The organism is Arthrobacter sp. TJ-178, from assembly GCF_058269275.1.
The window spans coordinates 689,394-705,863 of sequence record NZ_JBZCNK010000001.1 but is presented as its reverse complement, the minus strand read 5'-3'; the positions used below and the strand labels follow the sequence as shown (position 1 = coordinate 705,863).

Annotated in this window: 16 protein-coding genes; 11 read left to right on the top strand and 5 right to left on the bottom strand. The window is 67.4% G+C overall.

The features are described 5' to 3' along the window. The first annotated feature begins 122 nt into the window (after window positions 1-122). Window positions 123-1,307 (top strand): MarP family serine protease, encoded by a 1,185-nt coding sequence (locus tag AC4D2Q_RS03315; protein ID WP_490926224.1) that lies wholly within the window; start codon window positions 123-125, stop codon window positions 1,305-1,307. Window positions 1,308-1,314: 7 nt separating this feature from the next. On the opposite strand, the gene aroQ is transcribed toward AC4D2Q_RS03315, so the two are convergent. From aroQ to AC4D2Q_RS03300, 3 genes are all read right to left on the bottom strand, one after another. Beyond that, entirely contained in the window at window positions 1,315-1,782 is a 468-nt protein-coding gene (gene aroQ / locus AC4D2Q_RS03310) for a type II 3-dehydroquinate dehydratase (protein WP_490926225.1), read from the bottom strand. Window positions 1,783-1,789: 7 nt separating this feature from the next. Further along, on the bottom strand, window positions 1,790-3,154 hold the full coding sequence (locus AC4D2Q_RS03305; protein WP_490944941.1) for an MFS transporter: 1,365 nt from the start codon (window positions 3,152-3,154) through the stop codon (window positions 1,790-1,792). Between the two features lie 87 nt (window positions 3,155-3,241). After that, window positions 3,242-3,799 carry a TetR/AcrR family transcriptional regulator gene (locus AC4D2Q_RS03300; protein WP_490944939.1) on the bottom strand — a complete coding sequence of 186 codons (558 nt, stop codon included), beginning with the start codon at window positions 3,797-3,799 and terminating at the stop codon, window positions 3,242-3,244. Window positions 3,800-3,900: 101 nt separating this feature from the next. Here AC4D2Q_RS03300 and AC4D2Q_RS03295 point away from each other — a divergent pair, with 101 nt between their 5' ends. Then, the gene (locus AC4D2Q_RS03295) at window positions 3,901-4,320 is read left to right on the top strand and encodes an organic hydroperoxide resistance protein (protein ID WP_490926228.1); all 420 of its coding nucleotides are present in this window, start codon (window positions 3,901-3,903) and stop codon (window positions 4,318-4,320) included. 97 nt (window positions 4,321-4,417) lie between these two features. Here the strand turns inward: AC4D2Q_RS03295 and acs are convergent, their stop codons facing one another. Beyond that, on the bottom strand, window positions 4,418-6,406 hold the full coding sequence (acs, locus tag AC4D2Q_RS03290) for an acetate--CoA ligase (protein WP_490944937.1): 1,989 nt from the start codon (window positions 6,404-6,406) through the stop codon (window positions 4,418-4,420). 315 nt (window positions 6,407-6,721) lie between these two features. Here acs and AC4D2Q_RS03285 point away from each other — a divergent pair, with 315 nt between their 5' ends. Genes AC4D2Q_RS03285 through AC4D2Q_RS03275 form a run of 3 tightly spaced genes read left to right on the top strand, consistent with a single transcriptional unit; the run spans window position 6,722 to window position 9,644 of the window. After that, entirely contained in the window at window positions 6,722-8,107 is a 1,386-nt protein-coding gene (locus AC4D2Q_RS03285; RefSeq protein WP_490944935.1) for a hypothetical protein, read from the top strand. A gap of 59 nt (window positions 8,108-8,166) precedes the next feature. Further along, entirely contained in the window at window positions 8,167-8,964 is a 798-nt protein-coding gene (gene nth, locus AC4D2Q_RS03280) for an endonuclease III (RefSeq protein WP_490944933.1), read from the top strand. Continuing rightward, complete coding sequence (locus AC4D2Q_RS03275) at window positions 8,961-9,644, top strand: NUDIX hydrolase (protein ID WP_490944930.1); 684 nt, start codon at window positions 8,961-8,963, stop codon at window positions 9,642-9,644. Before nth ends, AC4D2Q_RS03275 begins: the two co-directional genes overlap by 4 nt. Window positions 9,645-9,652: 8 nt before the next feature. Here the strand turns inward: AC4D2Q_RS03275 and AC4D2Q_RS03270 are convergent, their stop codons facing one another. Next, the gene (locus AC4D2Q_RS03270; protein ID WP_490944928.1) at window positions 9,653-11,368 is read right to left on the bottom strand and encodes a bifunctional 3'-5' exonuclease/DNA polymerase; all 1,716 of its coding nucleotides are present in this window, start codon (window positions 11,366-11,368) and stop codon (window positions 9,653-9,655) included. Between the two features lie 155 nt (window positions 11,369-11,523). On the opposite strand from AC4D2Q_RS03270, the gene ssd reads away from it, so the two are divergent. The 6 genes from ssd (at window position 11,524) to AC4D2Q_RS03240 (ending at window position 16,448) form a co-directional block, all read left to right on the top strand. Next, window positions 11,524-12,804, top strand: a complete 1,281-nt coding sequence (gene ssd, locus AC4D2Q_RS03265) for a septum site-determining protein Ssd (protein ID WP_490944926.1) — start codon at window positions 11,524-11,526, stop codon at window positions 12,802-12,804. Further along, window positions 12,801-14,099, top strand: a complete 1,299-nt coding sequence (locus AC4D2Q_RS03260; protein ID WP_490944924.1) for a TadA family conjugal transfer-associated ATPase — start codon at window positions 12,801-12,803, stop codon at window positions 14,097-14,099. The genes ssd and AC4D2Q_RS03260 overlap by 4 nt, the downstream gene beginning before the upstream one ends. Beyond that, window positions 14,096-14,896: a hypothetical protein gene (locus AC4D2Q_RS03255; RefSeq protein ID WP_490944922.1), complete on the top strand. Its 801-nt coding sequence runs from the start codon at window positions 14,096-14,098 to the stop codon at window positions 14,894-14,896. The genes AC4D2Q_RS03260 and AC4D2Q_RS03255 overlap by 4 nt, the downstream gene beginning before the upstream one ends. Further along, window positions 14,896-15,525 carry a type II secretion system F family protein gene (locus AC4D2Q_RS03250; RefSeq protein WP_490944920.1) on the top strand — a complete coding sequence of 210 codons (630 nt, stop codon included), beginning with the start codon at window positions 14,896-14,898 and terminating at the stop codon, window positions 15,523-15,525. The genes AC4D2Q_RS03255 and AC4D2Q_RS03250 overlap by 1 nt, the downstream gene beginning before the upstream one ends. 309 nt (window positions 15,526-15,834) lie before the next feature. Beyond that, a complete protein-coding gene (locus tag AC4D2Q_RS03245) occupies window positions 15,835-16,068 on the top strand; it encodes a DUF4244 domain-containing protein (protein WP_490944918.1) in 234 nt (77 codons plus the stop codon). A 5-nt stretch (window positions 16,069-16,073) separates the two neighbouring features. Continuing rightward, window positions 16,074-16,448 (top strand): TadE family type IV pilus minor pilin, encoded by a 375-nt coding sequence (locus tag AC4D2Q_RS03240; protein ID WP_490944916.1) that lies wholly within the window; start codon window positions 16,074-16,076, stop codon window positions 16,446-16,448. Window positions 16,449-16,470: the final 22 nt, after the last annotated feature.

Genomic DNA, 16,470 nt, shown 5'->3' with positions numbered 1-16,470 from the left:
GACGTGCTGCCCTGCGGGAGGTGCTGCGGACGGCGCCCACAGCTTGGACCGCTAAACTCGGGAGGCAGGAGTCGCCTGTCCACGGCCTCCACGACCCCTTCTTCAACGCATTTGGAGCTGTTTTGCTCGGATTTTCACTGCTCGACGTCATTCTGCTTTTGGCGCTGTTGTTCTATCTCATCGCCGGTTTGCGCAATGGCCTGGTGGTGACTTTGGGCGGCATCGTCGGCTTTGTTGCCGGAGCTGTGGCTGCCTTCTTCGCAATCCCGCTGGTGACGTCCTGGGTGCCCGACGAGGGCTGGCGCCTGGTGGCGGTCATTGCCACTATTGTGGTGCTGGTTCTGGGCGGCCACGCGGCGGGAGCCGCGCTGGGCCGCGGAATCCGCCGCTGGCTCAACTTTCCGCCGCTGCGTTTCCTGGACCGTCTGCTGGGCGGCGCCGTGAACCTGGCGGTGTCCGCCGTGATCATGTCCATGCTGGCGTTCAGCGTCAACACGCTGGGTGTGCCGTTCCTCTCGCAGCAGATCACCTCCTCCAAGGTGCTGAGCACCATTGACGAGGCCACTCCGGAGCGGGTGAAGACCTGGACCGCCGAGGTGCGGTCCTTCACGCTGGCCGAAGGCCTGCCGACCATCTTGGACAGCGCGGCGCCCGAAACCGTGGTTGCTCCCGACCAGGAGCTGTCCTCGGCAGCGCTGCAGACGGCGTCGGACTCGGTGGTGAAGATCACGGGAACTGCGTACCAATGCGGGCAGAACCAGACCGGCTCAGGTTTTGTGGTGGCCGATGACCGGGTGATTACCAACGCCCATGTGGTGGCCGGAGTCTCCAAGCCCGTGGTTCAGGTTCCGGGCGGCGGTGCGCTCCCCGGTGAAGTGGTGTACTTCGACAGCGCACACGACCTGGCCGTCCTCGCCGTGGACAACCTGGAGGCGGATCCGATTCCGCTGGGGGACGTCCTGCCCAACGGCACCGAAGCCGCTTTTGCCGGGTATCCCGCCGGCGGTCCGTTCCGGCTCCAGGCCGCGAACGTGGAACGCCTGTCCGATGTTTCCGTCCGGAACATCTACGGGTCTTCGCCTGAAACGGTGGAGGTCTACACCCTCGCCGCCGACGTGCAGCAGGGCAATTCCGGCGGACCGCTGCTGGACGTTGACGGCCGGGTGGCCGGCGTCATCTTCGCCAAGACCACCGGAGACCAGCCGATTGGCTATGCGCTGTCCCTGGCTGAACTCGGTCCGGTGGCGGATGCCGCCCCGGGGTATCAGGACGCGGTATCTTCCGGTCAGTGCATTTCCGGCGAGTAACCCGGGCTCAGTCCTGCGCCGCTTCCCTGTCCAGCCGGGCGGTTAGGTAGTCCACGGCCATCTTGTAGCCGGCGATCCCCGCCCCGCAGATGACGGCGTCGGCCACTGCGGACACGTAGGAGTGGTGCCGGAATTCCTCGCGCCGGTGGATGTTGCTCAGGTGGACCTCCACCACGGGCAGGCCCACGCCGGAGAGCGCATCGGGGATGGCCACCGACGTGTGGCTGTACGCCGCCGGATTAATGACAATCGCGTCGGCCAGCCCCGGGGCTCCGTGAATGGCGTCGATCAGATCCCCTTCATGGTTGGACTGGATGCAGTCCACCGTCCAGCCGGAGGATTCCGCCGCCTCCTGCACCAGCGCCTCAACGTCGTCGAGCGTTCCGGTCCCGTAGATTCCGGGTTCACGCATGCCCAGAAGGTTCAGGTTGGGTCCGTTGAGGATCAGCAGGTTGCGGGTGCGGGAGGCAGTCATGGATTAACTATGCGCCAATCCGATCGGATGCGGCGGCCGACTCATGGCGGCGTGTCATGCGGCCCGCTGCCAGCGCGCCGATGATCGTCACCAGTGACATCAGGGCCAGTACGACGCCGGGATGCCACCACGCACTGTCCGTCGCCTGAGCAAAGGCGGAGGTAACGGCCGGGGCAAAGCCGGCGAGGATGCCGGCGAAGCTGTACGCCAGGGACAGGGCCGTGAAGCTGGTCCGGGCCGGGAAGAGGTCGGCCATCAGGCCGCCCAGTGCTGCCCAGGCCGCGGTGGGAGCAATGCCGCCGATGAGGATGGTCAGGATATAGGTGGTCTGGTCCGCCGTGCTGATAATCCAGTACAGCGGGAAGGAAATCAGCAGGGTGGCCACGGCGCCGGCGGCCACCATGCGGGCCGAGCCGATCCGGGTGGCGAGCCAGCCGAACGCCGGAATGGTGGCCAGCTGCAGGACTGATCCCACCAGCGCGGCATTGAGCACCGTGGAGCTGCTCAGGCCCAGCTGCTCAGTGCCGTAGGCCTGGGTGTAGGTGGTCATGAGGAAGTAGGAACCGATGCCCAGCAGGGAGGCTGCGGTGGCAACCAGTACGGCCAGCCGCTGGGTCTTCAGGACCTCCAGCACCGGCACGCGGGGCAGGGCCTGGTGTCCGGCCACGTCCTTGAAAACGGGAGTTTCCTCAATGGCGAAGCGCAGGTACAGGGCCACGGCCATGAAGGGGAAGGCCAGCAGGAACGGAACCCGCCACAGGCCGGCCTCCATGGTTTCCGGCGAAACATTGGCCAGGGCCAGGAAGATGCCCGTGACCATGATGGTTCCCACGGGGGAACCGATCTGCGGGATGGCGGCATAGAGCGCGCGCCGGCGCGGTTCGGCATGCTCGGTGGCTATGAGGACGGCTCCGCCCCACTCGCCGCCCACTGCCAGGCCCTGCAGCAGCCGCAGGAGGACCAGCAGTGCGGGGGCCCAGACACCGATGGTGTTGTAGTCCGGCAGCAGGCCGATGACGCCGGTGGCGGTGCCCATCAGGACGATGGTCCAGATCAGGGACTTCTTGCGGCCGATCCGGTCGCCGATGTGGCCAAAGAGAATGGCACCGAGGGGGCGGGCGATGAAGCCGATACCCAGGGACAGGAAGGACAGCAGGGTGCCGATCAGCGGATCGACCTCCGGAAAGAAAATCCGGTTCAGGACCAGGGCGGCTGCGGTTCCAAAGACGTAGAAGTCATAGGATTCCAGGGCCGTGCCCACAAAGGAGGCGCCGGCAACCTTGCGGGCCATCCGCCGGGAGCGGGGAAGCGGCTGCTGCGGGGCCGAAGAGGCGGGCGGGAGGCTTGGGGAGGAAGTGCTGGTGGTAGACACGAGCACTGATTCTGCTACCCCGGGTGCTTCGCTGCCAAGTTCATGAGCGGGATGTCACATTGGGGCAGGGTTTCGGAACAGTCCGGGTCAGTGCAGTGCACTGCCGAGGATGGCCCGCCCGGCGCTGACCAGGGATTGGGTTACACCTTCGGGATCGGCCACGTAGCCGTGCACCATGGCGCCGTCGCGCAGCATCAGCAGCTGATCCGCCAAGGCATCCGGATCCGCCGCCCCCAGCCGGGCAAGCCGGCCGCTGACCTCCGCATGCAGCCACTGCCGATGCTCATTGACCACGGCCCGGACCGGAGAATCGGCATCCGGAAACTCAGCGGCAGCATTGATGAACGGGCAGCCGCGGAAACCGGGAAGGCAGGTTTCGGCTCCCATGGCCCGGGCGAGTTCCGCCAGGCCGGTGCAGGGGTCCGGGCTCAGGTTTTCTGCCGCCGCACGGATCCGGTCCGACTGCGCCTGGAGGTAGGCCACCACCAGATCTTCCTTGGTGCGGAAGTGGCGGTAGAACGTCACCTTGGTGGTTTTGGCCGCGGCGATAATCCGGTCCGCGCTGACGGCGCGGATGCCCTCGGAATAGAACAGTGCGGCGGCGGCATCCAGGATGCGGGTGCGCACCGGCGGCTGGACGGTCATGAAATCCTCCTGAGTTGCGGAATGCTGCAAAGGCGCGTTTACTGGGGCGACAGGTAGACGTACTAGTTAGTCTACCTGACCACGAACCTGAAGGAGTTGCCATGAGCGCTTTGTACACAGCAGTTGCCACCGCGTCCGGAGACGGCCGCAACGGAGAAGCCCAGACCAGCGACGGCCAGCTGAAGCTCAACCTGGCCACTCCGAAGGAAATGGGCGGCGCCGGAGACGGCACCAACCCGGAGCAGCTCTTCGCCGCCGGTTACGCGGCCTGCTTCCTGTCCGCCCTGAAGATGATCGCCCGTGCGGAAAAGGCTCCGATCGCCGACGCCGCCATCACCGCCGACGTCAGCATCTACAAGCAGGAAGTCGGCTTCAAGCTTGGCGTTGCCCTGCATGTGGAGATGTCCGGCGTGGACCAGGCCACCGCCGAGAAGCTGGTGGAGTCAGCCCACCAGGTGTGCCCGTACTCCAACGCGACCCGCGGCAACATCGACGTCGAGCTCGACGTCACCGTCGGCTAACTGCCTTCCTACCCCCGGCGCGAAATGGCAGAAGGTGCGCTTCCCAGATCTGGGAAGCGCACCTTCTGTTATTTCGCGGGGTAGTTTCTTGGAGGGGTTACTTCCGCATCGACTCCGCGATCTGCTGCATCACCGTGTTGTCCGCCAGCGTGCTGGAATCCCCGGCTTCGCGGCCTTCGGCAACATCCTTGAGCAGGCGGCGCATGATTTTGCCGGAGCGGGTCTTGGGCAGCTCCGGCACCACCAGGATGTGCCGCGGCTTGGCGATCGGACCGATTTCCTTGCCCACGTGGTTGCGCAGGGTGGTGACGATGTCGTCGTCGTCCTTGGCACTGCCGCGCAGGATCACAAACGCCACCACGGCTTCACCCGTGGTTTCGTCCCGCGCCCCGACGACGGCGGCCTCCGCCACCGACGGGTGGCTCACCAGCGCCGACTCGATCTCCGTGGTGGAGAGCCGGTGGCCGGATACGTTCATCACGTCATCCACGCGGCCCAGCAGCCAGATATCGCCGTCCTCGTCTTTCTTGGCGCCGTCGCCGGCAAAGTACATGTTGTCGAACCGGGACCAGTACGTCTGCTTGAAACGCTCCGGGTCACCCCAGATTCCGCGCAGCATGGCGGGCCACGGCTCCTTCACCACCAGGAAGCCGCCGGAACCGTTGGGCACCGATTCGCCCATTTCATCCACCACGTCAATGGAGATGCCGGGCACGGCAACCTGCGCGGAGCCGGGCTTGGTGGCGGTCACGCCGGGCATCGGAGCGATCATGTGCGCGCCGGTCTCCGTCTGCCACCAGGTGTCCACAATGGGGGCCGGGTTTTCCTTCTTGCCGCCGTTGGCGCCGATGACCGTGCGGTACCACATCCAGGCCTCGGGGTTGATGGGTTCGCCCACGGAACCCAGGACGCGGAGGGAGTCCAGGTTGAACTTCCCGGGAATGTCCCGGCCCCACTTCATGCAGGTCCGGATGGCGGTGGGAGCCGTGTAAAGAATGGAAACCTTGTACTTTTCCACCAGTTCCCACCAGCGGCCCTGGTGGGGGGTGTCCGGGGTGCCCTCGTAAATGAGCTGGGTGGCGCCGTTGACCAGCGGGGCATAGGTCACGTAGCTGTGCCCGGTGACCCAGCCGATGTCAGCAGTGCACCAGTACACGTCGCTTTCGGGGCGCAGATCAAAGGTGTTGCGGTGCGTGAAGGCGGTCTGTGCCAAATATCCGCCGGTGGTGTGCAGAATGCCCTTGGGTTTGCCCGTGGTGCCGGAGGTGTACAGGATGAACAGCGGATGTTCGGAATCGTGTGCCACCGGGGTGTGCTCGGCGCTCGCGTTTCCCACGGCGTCATCCCACCAGATGTCCCGGCCCTCGGTCCACTGCACCGGTTCGCCGTTGCGACGGACCACCAGGACGCTGCTGACAGTGTGGCCTTCCTTCAACAGGGACTCGTCCACAGCCGGTTTCAGGGCGGTGGGCTTGCCGCGCCGGTAGGAGCCGTCAGCGGTAACCACCAGCTTGGCTTCGGCGTCGTCAATCCGGCTGCGCAGCGCGTCGGCGGAGAAGCCGCCAAAGACCACCGAGTGGACGGCACCGATTCGGGCGCAGGCAAGCATGGTGATCACTGCCTCGGGAATCATGGGCAGGTACACGGCCACCCGGTCGCCCTTGCTCACGCCGAGGGATTCGAAGGCATTGGCTGCCTTTTTGACCTCTTCGGTGAGCTGGGCATAGGTGTAGGTGCGTGTGTCGCCCGGCTCGCCCTCGAAGTAAATGGCCACGCGGTCGCCGCGGCCGGCCTCAACATGGCGGTCCAGCGCGTTGTACGCGGCGTTGAGCTTTCCGCCGACGAACCACTTGGCGAAGGGGGCGTCCGACCAGTCAAGGGTCTGGGTGAAGTCCTCGTCCCAGGTCAGCAGGCTGCGCGCTTGGTTGGCCCAGAACTCCGGTCCCTGCGCCGAGGCCTCTTCATACAGCGAGGGCTGGGCGACTGCGTTGGCCGCAAAATCAGCGCTGGGCGGAAAGCTGCGGTGCTCATGGAGCAGGTTCTCCAGTGCGTCGCCGTGCTGTTTGACGGGGGACTGTTCAGACATCGTGAACCCTTTCGCTAGCTGCTTGCCCACGGTCCAGCCCGGATCGGGGGGCTGCCGTAGCGTTGGAACAACCCTAACGCTGATCGTGCTCATGCGTGTCAACCGTCACATTTGCGCCCGGCAGCGGGGGCAAACGTGCGGTGAGCGGTCGATCACGGCCGGTGGGCGTGCGGCAGTTCGGCTAGTCTGACGTCCGGGTGTTGACTAGGCTGTGCAGGGAAGCAACCACTTTTGAACCGTGCAAGCGACCCGCCCTTTGCCGTCATCCGCAGCTGTCTGCGGGTCCGCAGGCGGCGGCCGCGAATGGAGAACAGAATGAATCAGCCCCCCGTTGAGAACGACGCCCGAAAGGCGGCGGAGACTCCGGCGCCAGCCGAGAGCCTTTCCGCCGGCCAGGACAAAGCCCGGACTGCAGTTCTGGGCCCGTTTGGCCTGCGCGACACCGTGGTTGGCGGTTCGGTCCTCCTCATGCTGATCGGATCCCTGCTGCCGTGGAGCCTTGCCTTTGGGCTTGAAGTCAATCTGTGGGCACCGGCAACGCCGCTGTTCTTCCTGGCCATCGGCATCATCCTGCCGCTGGTCGTCGCCGGACTCTTTGCCGCCCGCCGGCTGGCCCCCGAGCTGAAATACCGCGTTGGCTCGCTGTCGGTTGACCAGTTCGGTTCCGTGGTGGCACTTCTGGCCCTTGCCTTCTTCTTCCTGCAGCTGGTCAACGAGTTCACCATCGGTGCCTTGCTGACCCTGATCGGTTCCCTCGGCCTGGTGGCTGCCACCACGCTCGCCCCGCACATCCCGCCCTTCTCCCGCGAGTTCGCTGAGCGCCCCGAAACGCCTGCCCACGTGATGGCCCGCGATGCCGTGCGTCTGACCCGTCGCCCTGCACGCCCCGCACCGGAGCGCCCCGCCGCTTCCACCGAAACCGGCGAGAATGCCGTGAACGGTGCCAAGCCGGCTGAGTCGCGCTTCGCCGGAATGGGCAAGGGAATGGGCAAGCTGGCTCCGACCGGGCTGTTCGGCCGCAAGGCCGACGACGGTGTTGCCCCCGAGGCCGACGAACCTGCAGTCAACGGCGTTCCTGCAGCCGCCGAAACCGGTGCTGCACCCGCCGCCGTCGAACCTGCTGCTGCTGAAACCGCTGCGCCGGCAGACAAGGGATCCGTGAACAAGGGATCCGCGGCCCAGGGTGCCGTGGCCCCCGCCGCCGCCAACCCCGTACCTGCCCCGGCCTCTTCCGCCGCCGAACCTGCCCGCACGGAAGCTGCCCCCACGGCAGCCGGTGCTGCCAAGACTCCTGCCGCCTCTCAGGCTCCTGCGGCCTCTCAGGCCGCCGCTGCCCCCAGCAGCGACAATGCCCTCGCGGCCACCACGGTTAACTCGGTGGTACCGGCAAAGTCCGCGGAAGCCGAGCCTGCTGCCAAGGCGTCGGCCCAGGTGTCGTCGCCTGCCACCGAATCCATCAGCGCCACCCGCGAAGAGTCCGAGAACGTGGTTGAAGCGTTCTGGTTTGCCGTTGGCACTCCGCGCCAGATCGTGGATGAGCGCACCGGCCTGCCGCTGTTCATGTTCCATCCGGGGGACTGGGAGCTGGGTCTGGAAGACCGCGGCACTGAGTTCCTGGTGCAGGACAAGCGCACCGGCCGCATTGGCGTGCTGCGGGACCTGAGCAACATTGAGCGTGTGGGCGAAGATTCCGGCGAGTAGTCCGGAACCGTCCGCACCAGCCGAACCGGCGTAACCGGCAACAGAAGGACATCAACCACGTGGCAAAGGCAACCGGGAGCGACTCCTCCCTGCTGGCACTGAAACGCAGGGCCCGGAAGATCAACCGGATGCTGGGGGAACTGTATCCCTACGCTGTGGCGGAACTGGACTTCACCAACGCCTTTGAGCTGCTGGTGGCAACCGTCCTGTCCGCCCAAACCACCGATATCCGGGTCAACGCGGTCACTCCCGCGCTTTTTGCCCGTTATCCGGACGCCAAGGCCCTGTCCGAGGCGGATGAGATGGAACTGCAGGAACTGATCCGGCCCACTGGCTTCTTCCGTGCCAAAGCGGCCAGTATCAAGGCCCTGTCCACCCGGCTGGTTGATGAGTACGACGGCGAGGTGCCGGACAAGCTGGAAGAGCTCGTCACCCTGCCGGGAGTGGGCCGGAAGACGGCGAACGTGGTGCTCGGCAATGCCTTCGGCATTCCGGGCATCACGGTGGACACGCACTTTGGCCGGCTTTCGCGCCGGTTCGGCTGGACCACCGCCAAGGACCCGGTGAAGGTCGAAGAAGATGTGGCCGAGCTGTTTGAACCCAAGGACTGGACTCCGCTGTCCAACCGGGTAGTTTTCCACGGGCGCCGGGTCTGCCACGCCAAGAACCCCGCCTGCGGAGCCTGCGCCGTTGCGGCCCTGTGCCCCTCTTACGGTGAGGGTGAAACGGATCCCGTGAAGGCGAAGAAACTGTTGAAGTATGAGCTGGCTCCCGGCCGCGAGGAGCTGCACGCCCGGATGATGGCTGCGGAAACCCGTGCCCAGCTGCGCGCCGCCGGCTACGGGCTTGAAGCATGAGTGCCTATGCTGACCTGCGCGAGCTGGGGGCCTCGGCCTCCGCGCGCACCACCAGTTTTGATGCCAACCTGGAGCTGCTGCGCCGCAGCGTGGATCCGGCCACGGCCCGCCGTGCCGCCGTGCTGATCCTTTTTGGAAACCTGGATGACAAGCCCGCTGATTTTCGTTCCGCCGGCGTTCCGGAAGAACTGGACGTGCTGCTTGTGGAACGGGCCGCAACCCTGAACGACCATCCCGGGCAGGTGGCCTTTCCGGGCGGATCCGTGGACGCCGCTGACTCCGGCCCGGTGGCTGCCGCGCTGCGCGAAGCGCAGGAGGAAACGGGACTGGACCCGTCCGGCGTCGTCGTGCTGGGAACCCTGCCGGAAGCGGGACTGCCGATCAGCAACTTTCTGGTGACCCCGGTGCTGGGCTGGTGGGACCGGCCCACGCCGGTGGACGTGGTGGATTACGGCGAATCCGCGTCCGTGTTCCGGGTGCCGGTCGCGGACCTGCTGAACCCGGAGAACCGGCGCACCGCGATGCTGGGCAACGGCCGGCAGAAGCACCGCTCGCCGGCGTTCCTCGTGAACGGCGTCCTGGTGTGGGGCTTCACCGGAATCATCCTTAACGGGGTGCTTGAAGAACTGGGCTGGACCCTGCCCTGGGATGAAAGCCGGGAGATCGTTCCGGCTATTTAGCCGGAGCGCTACTTGGCCTCCGCGTAGGAGTCCACGGTTACGGCCACCACCGGGAACTCCAGCGGAATCTGCCCGAACAGCAGGTGGGTGGCTGCCGCGGCCGCTTCGGTGACCAGAGCGCTGACTTCCTCGGCCCGCTCCGCCGGCACATGGAGCATCACTTCGTCATGCAGGAAAAACACCAGCTGTCCGGCAGGTGCCGCCGACGACGCCGCCCGCAGCCGCCGTCGTATTTCCGCCAGCCAGCACAGGGCCCATTCCGCCGCTGTGGACTGCACGACAAAGTTGCGGGTGAACCGGCCCTGCGAGCGGGCCAGTGAGTCGGCACGGCGCTGCTCTTCGGCGGAGGTGCTTTGCTGGGCACGCAGCCAGCGGTCGGAGACCGGAGGGGAGCTGCGGCCCAGATGGCTGCTGACCACTCTGCCGGACTCCCCGGCCCGGGCCCCGCGCTCCACCACGGCAATGGCCTGCGGATAGGACCGGGTCAGGGCGGGCATCAGCCGTCCGGCCTCGCCCGAAGTGGCCCCGTACATGGCCCCGAGCATCGCCATCTTGGCCAGGGCCCGGTCGCCGTTGAAGTTCTGGTCGGCGATGCCCTGGTACAGGTCCTTGCCGCGGGCTGCGGCGGCCAGGGCGTTGTCCTGTCCCAGGGCGGCGAGGACCCGCGGCTCAAGCTGGGCGGCATCGGCGACAATGAGGCGGTGCCCCGGATCCGGGCGCACGGCGTCGCGCACATATTTGGGGATCTGCAGGGCGCCGCCGCCGCGGGAGGCCCAGCGGCCGGAGACGACCCCGCCCACTACGTACTCGGGCCGGAACCGGCCGCCGTCCACCCAGGCATCCAGCCAGGTCCAGCCGTTGGCGGTCAGCAGCCGGGACAGCCGCTTGTATTCCAGCAGCGGCGCGACGGCGGGATGCTCGTGCTGCTGCAGTTCCCAGGACCGGGTGGTCTTCACTTCAATGCCGGCCCGGTGCAGGGCGCGCAGCAGTTCCTGCGGCGAGTCCGGATTGAACCCCGGGTTGCCCAGCTTGTCCCGCAGCTCCGCGGCCAATTGTTCCAGCCGCACCGGGCGCGCTCCCTCGGCCGGGCGCGGTCCCAGTTCGGACTCCAGCATGGCTTCGTGGATGTCCCGCCGCCAGGGCAGACCGGCGTGTTCCATTTCCACGGCAATCAGTCCGCCGGCGGATTCCGCCGCCAGCAGCAGTGCCAGCCGCCGCGGGGCGGAGGAGCCGGCCGCGGCAGCGAGCTGGTCCTGCAGCTCTCCTACCTGGTCCTGCAGCGAGGGGCCGCGCGTGCCGGCCAGGGCGTCGAAGCCTTCGAGTTCCTCAAACAGTGAGCTTTGGTTCGGTGCCGGCTGCACCGGCAGCAGCTGGCGGGGGAGCAGGTCTGCTTCCTCGCCCGGCGTCTCGGCGCGCAGTTTCTCTATATAAGGGGACGCCGGAACGGCTTCGGAAAAACGCAGGATGCCGCGGACCAGGGCCAGATCATGGCTGCGTTCCACCGTGGCGCCGGCCTCGAGCAGCAGGGGGTAAATCTCCCTTGTGCTGCCGAAAACCCAGCGGACGTTCTGCGGACGGTCCTCGTAACTGCGCACTGCTGCGGCCAGCGAAGAGGGGGCGACGACGGCGGGAGGCGCGGTGGGCTGCCCGGCGTCGTCCGTTTCCTGCAGCAGCAGGGACCCGGCGGCTTCGCCCGGCCCGGCAAGGGTGAGGAGAACGTACATGGTTCCATTGTCCCTGCTCGGCGATGCGGATGTTTTCCGCAGCATGACGGGCCACCAGGTCCGGCTCCTCCTCCACAGCGCGCTGGGAGCTCCGCCTTGTCCCCATCAGGGGAGGCACCTGCCTTTCCCTGCCTGGACAGGGGCAGAGTGGCACCATGAGCGATCAACAGCTGTGGATACCGGCGACTCAACCCCGCAGGGCCGTTCCGGCGAAGCGGGCCGCGCAGATGCTCGGAGATGTTCCTCGAGCGCCCTTACGTTTCCGGCTCCGAACCCAAAACCGTTCGGCTCCCGCCCATTCCGCGGCCTTAGATACTTCGACGGCGGTGGTCCTGGCCACCGGATCGCAACGGCTGCAGGATGAAGTGGCGCGGATCGCGGCGGCGGCTGGCATCAGCCTTGAAGTGCTGCCGACAGCTGCCGCAGCCCTCGCCCGGAATCCTGAGGTGCTGCTGCTGGGCAGCGACCTGGCGGCTGCAGGCCTGCCCGGCCGTCGGCAGCACAGCCGGTTGGATCCCCGCGGTATTGAGACAATTCTGGTGGGCACTGCGCAGGACACCGGCCTGTGGCAGGATGCGGCCCGGCTGGAAGCGGCTCGGGTTGCTGTGCTTCCGGATGCTTCCGCATGGCTGGCCGAGTTTTTGAGCCGCCGACGCAGCCACGCCTCGGGTTTTGTGCTGGGAGTGATTGGCGGCAGCGGCGGAGCGGGGGCCTCCACGCTGTCCTGCTGGCTCGCACACGAAGCTGCCGAACAGGGGATGTCCGCGCTTTTGGTGGACGGCGATCCCTGCGGAGGAGGACTGGACACCAGCCTGGGGAGCAGCGAAGTGCCCGGGGTGCGCTGGCCGGACCTGGCGGATGTCCGCGGCGCCCTGAATCCGGTGCAGCTCGTCTCTGCGCTTCCCCACGTCTCCGGTTTCGCGCTGCTTTCCGGTGCCGCCGAACCGGCAGAAAGTACCGAAGCCGGCTACTTCGAAGAGCAATCCTCCGGAGAATCCAATCCGGAGAGCAACCGTGCGGTCATGGACGCGGCCCGGGCCGCCTTCGCCCTGACCGTAGTGGACTGTGCATCTGCCCGTTCCGGTCAGCTGCTGCTCTCCTGCGACGCCCTGCTGGTAGTGGTCCTGGGACGGTTGCGACCCGTGCTGGCGGCCAGATCCCTGCACCGGAGCCTTGGGACCGGAGTGCCGAAGGCAGCCGTCATCCGGGGCCCGCTCGGTGACGGTCTGGATGACGCCCGAGCCGCGGACTCCGCCGGGTTGCCGCTGGCCGGATATCTGCCCCATGCCCGAAATCTCGAGCATGCCGAGGCCCGCGGGCTGCTGCTGGAACGTGGCCGCCGGAGGAACATCCGCAGGGTCACCGGCCAGCTGGTGGGACGCCTGGCCCCTGAACTGAGCGAGCCTGTCGCAGCAGCCGGCGAGGTCCGGTCATGAGCGGGCAGCGGGGCCGCCGGGCCTCACATGCGGTGTCCGGTGCCCAAGAGTCTCCCCGTGCGGGCGATGCGCCGATGGTTCGGGAGGTCCGCCGGCGAATGCTCGATGACGGCGAACCAGTGACCCCTGCACGGCTGGCGGCAGCCGTGCACTCGAGCGGGCGGCTGCTGGGCGCCGAGGGTGCCCTGCGCGCCGTGGACCGGGTGCAGGCAGAACTGCAGGGCCTGGGGCCGCTGCAGGAACTCGCGGAGTTGCCCGGCATCAGCGACATCCTGGTGAACGGTCCGGACCGGGTGTGGGTGGACAGCGGGCATGGTTTGGAACTGACCGGCCTGCGGTTCGGCTCCGATGCCGAGGTCCAGTCCCTGGCCGCCCGGCTGATTGCCGCTGGTGGACGCCGGCTGGACGATGCCAACCCCTGCGTGGATGTGCAGCTGCGCGGTTATCGGGTGCATGCAGTGCTTCGTCCGGTCTCCACCGGTTCCACGCTGCTCTCCATCCGCATCCGACGCACCTTGACCTTCACGCTGGAGGAACTCCAGGCCGGCGGTGCCGTGGACCCGGAGGTCGCGGTGGTGCTTCGGCGGATCATCGCATCCCGCCTGAATTTTCTGATCAGCGGAGCCACCGGCACCGGAAAGACCACTCTGCTGTCCACCCTGCTGTCCCTCAGCCAGCCGCATGAGCGGCTGGTGCTCGTTGAGGATGCTGCAGAACTGGACCCGCGTCATCCCCACGTTGTTGGTTTGCAGAGCCGGCACGGAAACGTGGAGGGAGCCGGTTCCGTGGACCAGGCCGAGCTGGTCCGGCAGGCGCTGCGGATGCGGCCGGACCGGCTGATTGTGGGGGAATGCCGCGGCGCCGAGGTCCGTGAACTGTTGGCCGCCATGAACACGGGCCACGACGGCGCCGGCGGCACCATCCACGCCAACTCCGCCGCCAGCGTCCCTGCCCGGCTGGCAGCCCTCGGCGCCCTGGCCGGAATGAGCAGTACCGCGGTCAACCTGCAGGCGGCAAGTGCACTGGATGTGGTGGTACACCTTACCCGCGGTGCCTCCGGCCGCAGGATTGCAGAAATCGCCGCCATTACCGCTGACCCGGACGGCCGGCTGCTGGCTGTGCCTGCGCTGTTGCCCCTGCTGCCCCCGGACGCTCCCGGCCGCCATGCCCGGGGGTGGGCAGCGCTGCAGGAACGCCTCGGCGGTGAAGGCCAACCCGCGCCGGGCACTGTTCCCCCGGGCACACGGCAGCAGCCCGCAGATCCTGCCGCAGTGCTGGAAACCTCCGTCTCATGACCGGAGTGTGGGTGGCTGTGCTGCTGGGGGTGGGAGCGGCGCTGCTGCTGCCAAGTTCCCGTGTGCCGGTTCAGCTCTCGCGGCAGCGCTTCCCCCGGTCACCGGCCGATGCGGTGCCCGGATGGTTTCGACGACGGTTCCGCAGGCGCCGCTCCGATCCCGCGCTGCAGGATGTGCCGCTGCTGATCCATCAGCTCACCGGGCTGCTGGCCGCCGGACGGGCACCGCACTTGCTGTGGGCGGACGCGGCCGCCCTGCAAAGCTCCAACGGTCCGCCATCTGACGGTTCGTTGGCACAACGGCTGCTGCCGGTTTTGGACGCTGCGGCGCAGGCTGCTTCGCTGGGGCTGAGCCCGGTACCGGTATTTCAGATGGCGGCCCGGGGCGGTCAACGGAGCCGTCGGGATCCGGCTCAAAGGACGAGAGGCAGAAAGGAACACGGACGCACCGATCCCCTGGCGGCGCTGTGGGTGGAACTGGCGGCCTGTGTGGCAGTGTCCGAGCGCAGCGGGGCGGCCCTCGCAGGGGTCCTCGGCAGGTACGCGGCGCAGCTCGAAAGCGGGTTGGACAGTGAGGCTGCCCGCGAAACGGCGATGGCCGGGCCGCAGGCAACGGCCAGGCTGCTGACCTGGCTGCCGGCGGGAGGGCTGGGCCTTGGATATGTGGTGGGAGGGGACCCCCTGGGCGTGCTGCTGGGCAGCCCGTTGGGATGGCTGGCAGGAGCGGCCGGTGTTGCTTTGGCGCTGATCGGCAGATTCTGGTCGCGTGGGCTGGTGCGTCAGGCAGCCGGTAGTTGATGGCAGGGGCTTTGGTGGCGGTCCTGCTGGCTGCAGCCTTCAGCCTGTTGTGGGGGACAGAAACGAATGCCGCGCGGCGGAATCTTCTGCCCGACGGATTCGCTGGCTCCGGGGTCCGGCCCGCGCCGGGGGCAGGCCCCCTTCGGCGTGCAGGCGTTGCGGACCCTGCCGGTGGCGCCCCGGGCATCGCGGACCCTGCCTTGATGCTGGATCTGACGGCAGCCATGCTGGACGCCGGCCAACCCCTGCTCCAAGCGCTTGGCATCCTCGCCGATGTGGTCGACCCGGGTACGTCAGCATGTCTGCGGCGGGTGCAGGCCGCTTTGGAACTCGGCGCTCCCTGGGCGGCGGCCTGGGACCTGGCGGCATCGCATTCGAGTGCTGTGACGACTCCGGCAGCCGATCTGCGTGATGCCCTGAAATTCGTTGCCACCACGGGGGCGCCGTCCGCCGCGGTCCTGTTGGCGGAAGCCGCGCAGATCCGCCGACGGCGCGCCCGGGAAGCGGAACGCCGGGCGGCAGCTCTGGGGGTGCGGCTCGTGGTTCCCCTGGGGTTGTGCGCGCTGCCCGCCTTTGTAGTGCTGACCGTGGTGCCCCTGCTGCTGTCCCTCCTGCCCGCTCTTCCATAACCTGCTCATCCTCCACAGCCGACTTGAGCTGGAGCGTTATCCGGAACGGCCGGATCGTTTCTGTTGCCGGAGCAGGGGCCGCTGAAGAATCAAGTCACCGTTTCAAGAGCGGCGCAGTTATGAATACTCGTCATCACACCAGGAGGAACCATGCCAGGTATAAGCAGATCCGCCAGCACCGCTCAGCGCGGCCGCAGCTGCCCGGATGCAACAGTCCCGACTTTGGATGTCAGGGCCGTACAGGCCGAGGGGCTGTCCGGAACTCGGGTTTCCGCGGAGGGCGGCGGCAATGGCAGGGGAAAGGGCAGCGTGACCGTCCTCTACCCGCGGACAGCCGAGAACGTTCCTTTGGGCCCGCCTGCCGGCGCCGCCCGCAGCCGGATGAGCTTCCGTCACCCTGAAGCGGGAATGGCCACTGCAGAATATGCCATTGCCACCTTGGCGGCCGTTGCCTTTGCCGCCCTGCTGGTTGCCGTCTTGGGCAGCGGGGAGGTGCGTTCCCTGCTGATGGGGCTGATCCGCAGCGCCCTCACCCTGGGGTAACCGCGATGCGGACGGATCCGGCTGCTTCTGCTGCCTCTGACCGGGGCGCGGTAACCGCCGAATTGGCGGTCGGCCTGCCCGCAGTGGCGCTGCTGCTGGCCGCAGTACTAACCGGTGTGGCTGCGGGGGCAACCCAGCTCCGCGTCGAGGAGGCAGCGCGTGCTGCGGCCCGTGAAGTCATGCGCGGCAGCACTGTGGAAGCGGAAGCGGCGGCCCGTCGAATCGCGGGAGACGGAGCACAGGTAAAGGTCTCGGCCGACGGCGAATGGGCCCGGGTGGAAGTCATTTCGTCCGTCTCGGCGCCGCTGCTGGACCGGCTGCCGCTCGAGCTGACCGCCTCAGCCTCGGCACTTCCGGAGTCCCTGCCGCCGGGCAAGTAGACGTCCAGCAGAACAACCAGCA

What these genes read in the sequence shown, in the direction of transcription:
- aroQ (WP_490926225.1), bottom strand. Translation starts at nt 1,782, where the DNA reads ATGACTGCCTCCCGCACCCGCAACCTGCTGATCCTCAACGGACCCAAC.
- AC4D2Q_RS03300 (WP_490944939.1), bottom strand. Translation starts at nt 3,799, where the DNA reads ATGACCGTCCAGCCGCCGGTGCGCACCCGCATCCTGGATGCCGCCGCC.
- AC4D2Q_RS03295 (WP_490926228.1), top strand. Translation starts at nt 3,901, where the DNA reads ATGAGCGCTTTGTACACAGCAGTTGCCACCGCGTCCGGAGACGGCCGC.
- acs (WP_490944937.1), bottom strand. Translation starts at nt 6,406, where the DNA reads ATGTCTGAACAGTCCCCCGTCAAACAGCACGGCGACGCACTGGAGAAC.
- AC4D2Q_RS03285 (WP_490944935.1), top strand. Translation starts at nt 6,722, where the DNA reads ATGAATCAGCCCCCCGTTGAGAACGACGCCCGAAAGGCGGCGGAGACT.
- AC4D2Q_RS03275 (WP_490944930.1), top strand. Translation starts at nt 8,961, where the DNA reads ATGAGTGCCTATGCTGACCTGCGCGAGCTGGGGGCCTCGGCCTCCGCG.
- AC4D2Q_RS03270 (WP_490944928.1), bottom strand. Translation starts at nt 11,368, where the DNA reads ATGTACGTTCTCCTCACCCTTGCCGGGCCGGGCGAAGCCGCCGGGTCC.
- ssd (WP_490944926.1), top strand. Translation starts at nt 11,524, where the DNA reads ATGAGCGATCAACAGCTGTGGATACCGGCGACTCAACCCCGCAGGGCC.
- AC4D2Q_RS03260 (WP_490944924.1), top strand. Translation starts at nt 12,801, where the DNA reads ATGAGCGGGCAGCGGGGCCGCCGGGCCTCACATGCGGTGTCCGGTGCC.
- AC4D2Q_RS03255 (WP_490944922.1), top strand. Translation starts at nt 14,096, where the DNA reads ATGACCGGAGTGTGGGTGGCTGTGCTGCTGGGGGTGGGAGCGGCGCTG.
- AC4D2Q_RS03250 (WP_490944920.1), top strand. Translation starts at nt 14,896, where the DNA reads ATGGCAGGGGCTTTGGTGGCGGTCCTGCTGGCTGCAGCCTTCAGCCTG.
- AC4D2Q_RS03240 (WP_490944916.1), top strand. Translation starts at nt 16,074, where the DNA reads ATGCGGACGGATCCGGCTGCTTCTGCTGCCTCTGACCGGGGCGCGGTA.